This is a genomic window from Agrilactobacillus fermenti (assembly GCF_047943045.1).
Classification (GTDB): domain Bacteria; phylum Bacillota; class Bacilli; order Lactobacillales; family Lactobacillaceae; genus Agrilactobacillus; species Agrilactobacillus fermenti.
Genome location: NZ_CP181347.1, coordinates 1,439,097 through 1,450,241, shown reverse-complemented (window position 1 = coordinate 1,450,241; position 11,145 = coordinate 1,439,097). Strand labels below are relative to the sequence as shown.

The following is an 11,145-nucleotide window of genomic DNA, read 5'->3' as shown; positions in this document are numbered from 1 at the left end:
TAAGCACATTCAGAAAGGGTGGATCATATGGATCACGTATTTAAAGAACTGAAATTTTATTTTCGTAATGGCGATGAATGGGTCGTTAATCATAAAGAGTTTAATGATCTTTGGATTTCTAGAATTACGACAAGTTATGGTCGTATTAAAGGTGGCCGCATGCAAGAAATTCATCCTTGTAAGAGCTTTAAAGCCGATATCAATCCTGAAGCTGATCACGCTAATTCAACTGACATCAATACAGGATCGTTAGAGATGGGCATGTTTGGTCGGGCAACGAAATACCAAGATATTGAGCGCTGTGAGTTATTTTTTGATGATAAGGGTTCTCAAGAGATCTACTTCCCATTCAAAAATAAAGACTCATCTGGTTTAGATAATGTTTACCAAACAAGCTATGTTTCACAAAAGGATGGTCACCTGTATATTGTCATTGATCAAAATAAGACGGTTTTTGATGAATATCCAGATGCTTAATACTTAAATTTATTTAAATTAAAAAGGCATACCTAAGCTGTTGGAACTACTCCGTGTCAAGTAGACAACTTAAATAATTAAAATGCTTATGCACTTTTCTTAACGGCATGGCACCCATATTCGTTGGGGGTCATGCCGTTAAGTGTTTCTTGGCGACGTTTGTTGTTATACCAATCGATACAACGTGAAATCTGAAGCGCTAGTTCCTCTTGTGAATACGCTTGTTCAAAGGCGAAGAATTCTTCTTTCATGTGACTCCAGAAGCTCTCCATAGGACTGTTGTCTCCAGGTGTCCCTGGACGGGACATACTATGGGTGATGCCTAAACTGGCTGAGTTTTAGGTTGTAACTGCCTGAAGTATAACTGCTACCTTGATCACTGTGTACGATCTTTGGTTTAGCACCAGATACTTGTTGTAGGGCTAAGTCGAGCGTTTTACTGACTAATTCTGCTGTTTCCGTCGACGCAATAGCCCAACTTACGATCCGATGATCGTAAAGATCTTTGATGGCGCTTAGACGGACACGTTGCTCATTATTAACGCCATATCTTAATTCGGAACAATCAGTCACCCAAGTGTGGTCCATCCGATCGGGGTGGAACTCATGTTCCAGCTGGGCATTTAGTAGTTTATTACCCGAGATAATATCTTTGCGCTCAGCTTTACGATCATGCTTGGCAATACGGATCGATGCGTAGATGTGGTGAAGATGCATCAGGCGTCTCACTCGACTGGCACAAGCATGATAAGGCGTTTCTTTGTCAATGTAGACCATTAATCGTTTGACTCCAAAATATAGTGATGCGCTTCTTCTAATTGTTGGATAAAAGCGACAATAGCGGCATCTTCAAGCTGGCGCTTACTGGGAACGTGATGACACCATTTATAATAAGCCGCACGAGAAATTTCAGCCAAGCGGCATAAATTACTGACAGTATATAGATTCTGGGTGTCTGGATTAATGATCTTTGTCAATTCTTTGATGGCTGAAGTATACTTCCTGTGGGATCTTTCGCTCCTTTCCAACTCTGCGAATTTTTTTAACAAGGCATTCTCCGTTGAAACATATTCCAATCTTGCTTTAAGACGTTTGATCTCTAATGATTGGCGTTCATTGGCAGATAGATGGCCATCGTCTGACTTAGCTTTACCACGACGGTCGACCAAGGCCTCTGGGCCTCCTTGTTTAAACTTCTTGACCCAAGCATAGACTTGTCCATAGGAGATATCGTACTGTTTTCGTGGCACCTGTATAGTCCATGTCATTTGCGATGACCCACTCGGCAATCTCAATGCGTTCAAGTTGTGTCGTCTTGCGTCCGTTCTTCATGGCTGATATCCTCCTAGCAGATACTAGTGATTTACCACTAGTATACCGAGAAAACCACTGAAAAATAACTTCGGGATTTGAGACCTCGAATTTATCACAAAGTTGAGGCATTGAAATACCGCCTGCTAGATACTCTTGAACGACTTGTTCCTTTAATTCGATAGTATAACTTTTACATGTATGTTTGGGTTTTAGTGCGACTATACCTCCATGATGAAATAAATAATTCCAATGACTGATCGTTGTCGCTTTGATACCAAACTCCCGTTCAATAGAATTGGCCGATTGGCCGTTTTTAAGTAGGCCAATGAAATGAAGTTTCTCATCAATAGAATATCTGGAACCTTTTCGGCCCATAAAAAATACTCCTTCCTAAGCAAACAGGTTTTAATTATTTACCTGTCTACTTAAGTAGGAGTATAGCCGTTTGCGGTATGTCTTTTTAATTTGGTCTTTGGATAGTCTACTCGCTATTAATGCTAATTTTTGGTAGACTTTATAGGAAAATAATAAAACTGAAGAGGGGATACGATGCAGACATTAACTGCAGAAAATTTGTCTCGGGCATATGGGGACAAAACCCTATTTGATCAAGTCAATTTTTTGATCCACAGCGAAGATAAAATTGGCTTGATTGGTTTGAACGGCACCGGTAAAACAACTTTGCTGGAAACCATTGCTGGTATCCAAACACCAGATGCTGGTCAGTTTACCAAACCTAATGACTATAAGATCATTTATTTACCTCAAGAAACTAAATTAGAGTCTGGGACTGTTTTACAGGCCGCTTTAACAGGCACAGGGCCAGAATTTGAAGCGACTCGTAACTATGAATTAAGTTTAGATAAATATAATGGTAATCCTGATAATCAAGCGTTACAGGATCAGTTTTTCCAAGCAGAGAATGCAATGAACCGGTTAGATGCTTGGCAGTTAGACACACAGCTAAAAACAATTTTAACCGAATTAAAAATCACGAACTTCAATCAAGCTGTTACTGAGCTGTCAGGTGGCCAAATGAAGCGGGTAGCCTTGGCCCAAGCTTTATTGTCTACCGCCGATCTATTGATCTTAGATGAACCCACAAACCATTTGGATTTTGATAGTATTGCTTGGTTGGAAAAATATTTACAGAGTTATCCTGGCGCATTAATGATTGTGACGCATGATCGTTATTTCTTAGATGCGGTAACCAATCGTATTTTTGAATTAGATCGCGGCCGCCTGACTGAATTTAAGGGTAATTATGAGGCTTATGTCACGCAAAAACAGACACAAGTCCAATTAGAGCAAGAACAAACACATAAACAAAAACAATTATATAAACAAGAGCTGGCTTGGATGCGTGCTGGTGCCAAGGCACGTTCAACAAAGCAGGCGGCCCGTATTACCAGATTTAATGATTTGAAAGATCGTTTAAATACCGATCAGCAGGAACAATCACTTGAAATTGATATTCAAGAACAGCGGCTAGGCAAGAAAGTAATTGCTTTAAAAAAAGCGAATCTTGCCTTTGAGAACCAAGTGATCTTGAAAAATTTTGACTTGTTGGTACAGGCAGGGGATCGGATTGGGATCACGGGCGCGAACGGGGCTGGTAAGAGTAGTTTGTTAAATGTGGTTGCCGGGCGAGTGCCCTTAGATTCAGGTGTTTTAACAATTGGTGAAACTGTTAAAATGGCTTATTATACTCAAATCACGGAACCTATCGACCCTAATGTACGTGTCATTAAATACTTGGAAGATGTGGGCCATAATGTCACGAATAGAAGTGGTGAAACAACGAGTGTCACCCAATTGTTGGAGCAATTTTTGTTTCCTCGCAGCATGCATGGTACGTTAGTAGCGCGTTTATCCGGCGGAGAGAAGCGCCGACTATATCTTTTAAAGTTATTAATGAGTGAACCTAATGTGTTATTGCTAGACGAGCCTACGAACGATTTTGATATCCAGACGTTAAGTGTATTGGAACATTATTTGGATCAGTTTAATGGGACAGTAATCACGGTGAGCCATGATCGCTATTTCCTAGACGCAGTAGCCGATCAGCTGTTGATATTTAAAGGCAATGGTCTGATTGATCGTTATACGGGCCGATTGAGTGATTACTTGGCAGCTGACGCGCATCAATCTAATGATAATAGTCAGACGGCTGCTAAATCTGTGCAATCGACATCGGATGATTTAAAAGCACCACAAGTAAAAAATATCGCCAAAAAGACCAAACTCACTTATAATGAGCAAAAGGAATTTGAACAGATCGAATCTGTTTTGGATGACTTAGATAATCAGATTCAAGCGTTAAAACAAGAAATGGCGCATACGGATGGTACGGATTATCAACGCTTAGGCGACTTGCAGCAGCAAATTGATAAGTTGAATCAGGCGGTCGACCAAAAGATGGATCGTTGGGATTATTTAAGTCAATATGCTTAAATTTGATTGCGTAATGAGATGAGGAGAGTTGTCATGTTAGAAGAGGCTTATTTGGATTTAGAGCGAAAAATTCTAGAACAAGGTCATTATAAAAACGACCGCACGAATACGGGAACCTATAGTATTTTTGGGTATCAGATGCGTTTTGATTTGAGTACTGGATTTCCCCTATTGACCACTAAAAAAGTACCCTTTGGTTTGATTAAGAGTGAATTATTATGGTTTCTAAAGGGTGACACTAATATTCGTTTTTTGCTGCAACATAAGAATCATATTTGGGATGAATGGGCGTTTAAAAACTTTGTTGAAAGTGATGCCTATCATGGTCCTGATATGACTGATTTTGGACATCGAGCTGAGCAAGACCCAGCTTTTAAAAAGGTTTATACAGAACAAATGCAGCTATTTGATCAACGTATTTTGGACGATGCGCAATTTGCTCAGAAGTTTGGTAATTTAGGTGATGTTTATGGGGCACAATGGCGACATTGGCGGACAACTACTGGCGAAACGATTGATCAAATTCATAATGTGATCGAAATGATCAAGCACACACCGGATTCTCGGAGAATGATCGTGTCCGCTTGGAATCCAGAAGATGTCCCTACAATGGCATTGCCACCTTGTCATACACTATTTCAGTTTTATGTGGCTGATGGGAAATTATCCTGCCAACTGTATCAACGCAGTGGTGATGTATTTCTTGGTGTCCCCTTTAATATTGCAAGTTATGCGTTATTAACACATTTGATTGCGCATGAGACGGGGCTGCAGGTGGGTGAATTTGTACATACATTGGGTGACGCCCATATTTATAAGAATCATCTCCGGCAAGTTAAAGAACAATTAACCCGTCAGCCTAAATCAGCACCAAAATTGATTTTAAACCCAGATAAGCATGATATCTTTAGTTTTGACATGGCAGATATTCGGGTTGAGGGTTACGACCCATACCCGGCCATTAAAGCACCGGTGGCAGTCTAGGAGTGAGACATTATGTTTGCATTTATTTGGGCAGAATCCAGTAATCATGTGATCGGTAATCAAGGGAAAATGCCTTGGCATATTTCCGATGATTTGAAATATTTTAAACGCACGACGTTGAATCATCCGGTGATTATGGGCCGCAAGACATTTGCTAGCTTTGGCAGTAAGCCTTTACCTAAACGAGAAAACATTGTGTTGACCCACCAGGACATAATTTTTTCAGAATCTTCGGTAACGGTCGTACATGACTTAGATAAGCTCTTAGCCCGTGAACAGCGTAAGCCGACTGAATTATTTTTCGTGATTGGTGGGGCGCAAATATTTACATTGTTTAAGCCCTATGTTACCCAATTGTTTGTGACCCGAATTCACCGGGCTGTCGATGGTGATACGTTTATGCCAACGCTGCCGTGGTCAGAATTTGCGTTGACCAAGCAAACACCCGGTTTGAAAAATGAACAGTGGCCGCATACGTTTGAAATTTATCAGCGGCAGAAAGATTTCGTAAAGTAAAGTATATGATATGCTTTATAGTCATAAAAATTATGATAAAGATTGTGAGGAGTTAGATCTCATTGGTCTAACTTTTTTAACCTTGGGTACCTACTTTTTAATGAGGGCCATTTTGATGTCTGTAATGGTCATAAAGTCGTTGCCGTTTTGGAACACGGTTAAAATAAAATTGTTCGCAAGTAAATAGAGGGCGAAAACAAAACGCTAGTTTTGTTTCGCCCTCCTTGTATTGTGAAAAATATTTACTTGATATATAGCAAAATTGAAAAATACATTAACCCGCTACCCAGGATTACAAACAAATGCCAGATTACGTGGATAAAAGGCAATCCTCTTAAACTATAAATTAAAGCACCAACAGTAAACGCTAAGCCGCCGAGAATCAAGAGTAAAACACCCTGAAAGCCCATGGCCAAATATAATGGTCGCATGGCAAGGACAACTAACCAGCCCATCACGATATAAATTACTGTTTCAGCGTTTTTAAAACGGCCAACGTTGAAGATTTTGTACAGGATGCCAGCAATCCCAATTGTCCAAATGACACCGAAAAGGCTCCACCCCAAAGCACCCTTAATGGCAAGTAAACAATACGGGGTGTAGGTACCTGCAATCAATAAAAAGATGCTAGAGTGATCGAATATTTGGAAGACATGTTTGGCTTTAGTAAAGATCAAGCTGTGAAAAAGGGTTGAAGATAGGTATAAAATGATCATAGACCCGCCATAGATTGCGTACGATACAATGGCTAAAGGGCTGCTTTCGCGGATGCCTTTGAGTAATAGTACAATTAGGCCAAAGATGGCAAGGCCGACAGCAATTCCGTGAGTCACGGCATTTAGGACTTCATTAACGATTTGATATTTTTTACTCCAATTGGTTCTTTCACGGAAAATTGGTTGGCGCATAAGCAACCTCCTAGTAGATAATTATTTTTAAAATAAAAATCATAATCTATTTAAGTTATATTTATCTTAACACCATTATAAAATAAAAAGCTGTTTCCTCAAAAAAAACCTAAAATATAGTTGCTCGATGGCTTTTAGGCGGATAAACTTAGAAGCACATGTTAAAATTAAATAAAGAGCGAATATTTTAATATTAACCATAAAAAAATTGATGATATGATTGTTGAAAGGCAGTGTTTGTATGAGCACAGTTAAAGTTGTAACAGACTCATCTGTTCAGTTAACTCCAGAAGAAATTGAAAAGTATCAAATCACGGTGGTACCACTGACGATTGAAATTGATGGTCAGTCTTATATTGATGATAAAGATATCACCCGAGAAGAATTTATGAAAAGAATGGCTCAAGCAGATAATCTGCCAACAACCAGTCAGCCCTCTGTTGGCACTTTTATTGACACTTTTGATCGGTTGGCAGTAGATGGTAGTCCAATTTTGGCGATCCATATGACGGAAACGATAAGTGGGACAGTTAATGCCGCACGGCAAGCAGCTCAGATTTCGCGCGCAGATGTCACGGTCATAGATAGTCAATATACAGATCGGGCGATGGCCTTTCAAGTTCTTGAGGCTGCGCAAATGGCTGAATCTGGTGCTTCAGTTCAAGAGATCATACCAGCAATTGAACAAATCAAGACAAAGACTGAGTTGATCATGGGTGTCCGTGACTTGACGAATCTAGTTAAGGGTGGACGTATTTCCCGCGTGTCTGGGATGATCTCAGGTTTGTTGAATATCAAAATTGTTTTAACCTTAAAAGACGGTCAGCTTGAAGTTGTCAGCAAGGGCCGCGGGATGAAGACAATTATGAAATATATTGATAAGGTGATCGCCAAATTGAAACAAGTGCCGCACATCAAGGGCATTGGTATCTCTCATGCGGCTGGCTTGGACGTTGCCCAAGAAATTGAGGCGAAGATCAAAGCGGAACTACCACAAGTTCATATTCTAATTCGCAGTACTGATCCTGTCATTGCAACGCATGCTGGGCCTGGGGCTTTTGCACTGATGTATTACACAGACTGACGTTTCATTTACTTAGGAGGTGATGTCACTATGAAAAAATTCAATATCAGTTCGATTTTAATTACTGCTTTGGCTGCCTTTTTAGTAGGCATCGCCAGTTTTGTGACGACACCTAGTAACAATTGTACTAATAGCACAGTAATGGCTGCCAAAAAAGCCAAGTCGGTAATTAAGCAAAATATCCACATTACAGCAATTGGGGACTCTTTGACCCAAGGTGTGGGCGATGGCACCAAGAATCAAGGCTACGTCGGGTTAATTAAGCAGACAATTAAAAAGCATCATCCGAAAGTTAAAGTGGCGACGCGTAATTTTGGTGTTGGTGGCAATACAAGCACGCAAATATTGACCCGAGTTAAAAGTGATCCTAAAATTGCGGCTGATGCTGCTCAAGCAGATGCCATTATTTTGACCTTAGGCGGCAATGATATTATGCATGTGGTGCAAAAAGATCCGCTTAATGTGACAAAAAAGGCAGTTTTACAGCAAGCTCAGTTAGCAGCTAGCAATCTGACACAAATTATTGATCAATTGCGGCAAAGCAATGCTCATGCGCCTATTTTTGTTTTCGGGATCTATAATCCTTTTTATGTTTTACTGCCAACAGTGACAACGATGCAAGCGGTCGTTGGGGATTGGAATGACATCACCAAAACAGCAATTAAAGCCCAAGAGGATGTTTATTTTGTTTCGGTGGATCAATTGCTGTCAAAAGGCAGTAAAAAAACCCAAAAGGCAGTGGCACGACGTATTAAAGACGCTAATCAGCACACAACTGTTAAAGCTAGTGAAAAGAAAAAAGACCAGGAACTTTTGAATCCGTATTTATATAAAAAAGATCATTTTCATCCCAATCATGTTGGTTATGAATTGATGACCAATGCTTTATATAAAGTTATGGATAAACATGAGTCTCAATGGTTATATCAAGAACAGTAGGAGTTTGAAGTAAGTATGAGCGTAAAACAACCGCGGCGGCATAATTTTTGGATGATTGCATTTTTTACATTGGTCATTTTATTGATTTGTGGCGGTCTTTTTGTGACTTTTAAAGCCCTGAGGCCAGTGCAACCACCTGCTCGAGAACAGTTGATTCAAAATAACGAAGCCTTTTCAGTGACTTTCAATAAAAAGCAAATGAATGGTTTTGTCAAATATTATTTAAATAACCAGTTAAAAGATCAGAAAATGAAGTACGCCTTTCAGTTGGATGATCACGCCACAGTTCGTAGTACGATTGAATTTTTAGGTCGGCCAGTAAGCTTTTCGTTGGTGTGTGACCCTTATGTACTGACAAATGGTGATGTACAGCTCAAAGCCCGCAGTCTAGCTGTGGGGCAACTAGATTTGCCGTTAAGTTTTGTCATGGGCTATATTGCCCATAATTTTAAACTGCCGAAGTGGGTCGTAGTCAATCAAAATAAGCAGACGATCAATTTACGATTGAATCAATTTAAGCTGGAGAATGGCATGCAATTCACTGCTAAAAGGATTGATTTGAAACAGGATAAAATTGAATTTAACGTTTTCTTTCCCAACAATGATTAGGGGTGTAGCAATAGATGAAACGCAGCTTTTATCAGTGGCTAATGACACAGCGTAATCCAAATGGTAAAGATGAATTAGCTCATTTTGCCAACAGTGCTTTTTTTGATCAGAGTTTTCCAAAACAGTCAGAGGATTATCATGAGATTTCCGATTATTTAGAATTAAATGGCAATTATCTGCCCAATATGGCTGTTTTTGACCAAGCTTTTACAGAATATCAAGCATTAAATAAACTTTAATTGATGAGGCGAATATATTGGCTGACGAACCAAAACAAAATAACCAAAAAAAGCAAAAGAAGACGGTATCCAGATTTGTGCCGATTTTCGTAGGGATACTTGCCTTTTTGATCGGGGTCTTTTTAACGATCATTGTAGGCTTTTTTCTAATAAGTCGAACTTTAATGGCGCCAACTGGCCAGAACAGCAGTGGCTTTAATAAAATCAGTACTGTTTATCAAACCATCAAGCAGAATTATTATCGCCCGGTCAATAGTGAAAAGTTGATCGATGGTGCGGTCAATGGCATGGTTCAAAGTTTGGGCGATCAATTTTCTGAGTATTTACCTAAAGAGGATGCCAGTGATTTGAATACGACTATTTCAGCGAGCTTTGGTGGTATTGGAGCTTCCGTGAAACAATCTGGCAATTATGTGGCCGTGGATGCACCGGTCAAAGATACACCAGCAAAGAAGGCGGGATTAAAGACCGGCGATATTATTCTGGCAATCGATGGTCAGTCAGCTAAAAATCTTGGTGTTTCTAAAGTCGTTAGTAAAATTCGCGGTAAGATCGGAACTAAAGTTAAATTAACGCTCAAGCGTGACGACCGGCAATTTGACGTGACTTTAACGCGAGCTAAGATTCCAGTTAAAACAGTTTCTGGTAAGCTTGATTCAGATAATAAACAAATCGGGAACATTCAGATCAGCACTTTCTCTGAACCAACGGCTAAAGAATTAAAGCAAACGATTAAAAAGCTGCGTACTCAAGGTGCTAAATCTTTTGTAATCGACTTGCGTGGCAATCCTGGTGGAACTTTGCCAACGGCTTTAGCTTCAGCTAGTATGTTTTTAAAGAACGGGCAGACAATCATGCAAGTCCAACAACGAGATAGTAAGCCTGAACGATTCACCGCTGGTAAGACGTATGATGATGGGTTTAAGGTCACGGAGCCAACCGTCGTACTGGTTGATGAAGATTCTGCCAGCGCTTCTGAGATTTTTGCAAGTGCTTTGAAAGAGTCAGCCGGAGATCAAATCATCGGGACAACTTCTTTTGGGAAAGGGACAGTCCAAACTGTTAGTGATTTAGGCCATGATAGTGAAATGAAAATTACCACCGCGCGCTGGTTAACACCGGATGGTCATTGGATCAACAAGAAGGGTGTGCGGCCAACAATTGTGGCTAAGTATCCAGATTATGCTTATTTATCAACTTTTGATGTTGAAAAAACGTACAAGTCGGGAGATAGTTCGCGAACAATCATTACAATTCAGAAGAGTTTGCAAGCATTAGGTTATCCATTGGACCAAACAAATGGCGTTTATGATCAGAGTACGTTGGATGCGGTGAAACAATTCCAAAACGATTATCAAATACCAGTATCTGGTGAAATGGATCCCACGACTAATCGGCGTTTGACTGAGGCATTAAGCCAGTTGATAGGCAAAAATGATAATGCTTATAAACAGGCAATAGCAACACTAACTGCAAAGCTGAAATGAGAGTTAAGCTAATTTAATAACACTTTTAATGTGATAGAAGGAGAGTGGGACAAAAGGCGTCCAGCGCCTGAGCACCAACAAGAATTACGAAAAATGGTGGACTTTCCATTTGAGTCATTCGTCGTTGAGTGAGG

General features: G+C 40.0%; 12 protein-coding genes and 1 pseudogene. 9 read left to right on the top strand and 4 right to left on the bottom strand.

The window, feature by feature from the left end; translation table 11 throughout:
* Positions 1–27 precede the first annotated feature (27 nt).
* Positions 28–477, top strand: a complete 450-nt coding sequence (locus ACNAN0_RS07110; protein ID WP_230912441.1) for a hypothetical protein — start codon at positions 28–30, stop codon at positions 475–477.
* An 86-nt stretch (positions 478–563) separates the two neighbouring features.
* On the opposite strand, the gene ACNAN0_RS07105 is transcribed toward ACNAN0_RS07110, so the two are convergent.
* From ACNAN0_RS07105 to ACNAN0_RS07095, 3 genes and pseudogenes are all read right to left on the bottom strand, one after another.
* Positions 564–785, bottom strand: a complete 222-nt coding sequence (locus ACNAN0_RS07105) for an integrase core domain-containing protein (protein ID WP_416352966.1) — start codon at positions 783–785, stop codon at positions 564–566.
* A 1-nt stretch (position 786) separates the two neighbouring features.
* Entirely contained in the window at positions 787–1,254 is a 468-nt protein-coding gene (locus tag ACNAN0_RS07100) for a DDE-type integrase/transposase/recombinase (RefSeq protein WP_416352965.1), read from the bottom strand.
* A gap of 242 nt (positions 1,255–1,496) precedes the next feature.
* A pseudogene (locus tag ACNAN0_RS07095) lies at positions 1,497–2,166 on the bottom strand (transposase); the annotation flags it as partial.
* 174 nt (positions 2,167–2,340) lie between these two features.
* Here ACNAN0_RS07095 and abc-f point away from each other — a divergent pair.
* From abc-f to ACNAN0_RS07080, 3 genes are read left to right on the top strand one after another with little or no spacing between them, the layout of a single operon-like run.
* Positions 2,341–4,245, top strand: a complete 1,905-nt coding sequence (gene abc-f / locus ACNAN0_RS07090) for a ribosomal protection-like ABC-F family protein (RefSeq protein WP_230914734.1) — start codon at positions 2,341–2,343, stop codon at positions 4,243–4,245.
* 33 nt (positions 4,246–4,278) lie between these two features.
* A complete protein-coding gene (locus ACNAN0_RS07085) occupies positions 4,279–5,229 on the top strand; it encodes a thymidylate synthase (RefSeq protein WP_230914735.1) in 951 nt (316 codons plus the stop codon).
* 12 nt (positions 5,230–5,241) lie between these two features.
* A complete protein-coding gene (locus tag ACNAN0_RS07080) occupies positions 5,242–5,745 on the top strand; it encodes a dihydrofolate reductase (protein ID WP_230914736.1) in 504 nt (167 codons plus the stop codon).
* 242 nt (positions 5,746–5,987) lie between these two features.
* On the opposite strand, the gene trhA is transcribed toward ACNAN0_RS07080, so the two are convergent.
* Positions 5,988–6,653, bottom strand: a complete 666-nt coding sequence (trhA, locus tag ACNAN0_RS07075) for a PAQR family membrane homeostasis protein TrhA (RefSeq protein WP_230913774.1) — start codon at positions 6,651–6,653, stop codon at positions 5,988–5,990.
* Positions 6,654–6,894: 241 nt separating this feature from the next.
* On the opposite strand from trhA, the gene ACNAN0_RS07070 reads away from it, so the two are divergent.
* From ACNAN0_RS07070 to ACNAN0_RS07050, 5 genes are read left to right on the top strand one after another with little or no spacing between them, the layout of a single operon-like run.
* Complete coding sequence (locus tag ACNAN0_RS07070) at positions 6,895–7,737, top strand: DegV family protein (RefSeq protein WP_230913775.1); 843 nt, start codon at positions 6,895–6,897, stop codon at positions 7,735–7,737.
* Between the two features lie 30 nt (positions 7,738–7,767).
* Positions 7,768–8,676: a GDSL-type esterase/lipase family protein gene (locus tag ACNAN0_RS07065; protein WP_230913776.1), complete on the top strand. Its 909-nt coding sequence runs from the start codon at positions 7,768–7,770 to the stop codon at positions 8,674–8,676.
* A gap of 15 nt (positions 8,677–8,691) precedes the next feature.
* Positions 8,692–9,285 carry a YpmS family protein gene (locus tag ACNAN0_RS07060; RefSeq protein ID WP_230913777.1) on the top strand — a complete coding sequence of 198 codons (594 nt, stop codon included), beginning with the start codon at positions 8,692–8,694 and terminating at the stop codon, positions 9,283–9,285.
* Positions 9,286–9,299: 14 nt separating this feature from the next.
* A complete protein-coding gene (locus tag ACNAN0_RS07055) occupies positions 9,300–9,524 on the top strand; it encodes a YozE family protein (protein WP_230913778.1) in 225 nt (74 codons plus the stop codon).
* A gap of 17 nt (positions 9,525–9,541) precedes the next feature.
* The gene (locus ACNAN0_RS07050; RefSeq protein ID WP_416352964.1) at positions 9,542–11,011 is read left to right on the top strand and encodes a S41 family peptidase; all 1,470 of its coding nucleotides are present in this window, start codon (positions 9,542–9,544) and stop codon (positions 11,009–11,011) included.
* Positions 11,012–11,145 lie beyond the last annotated feature (134 nt).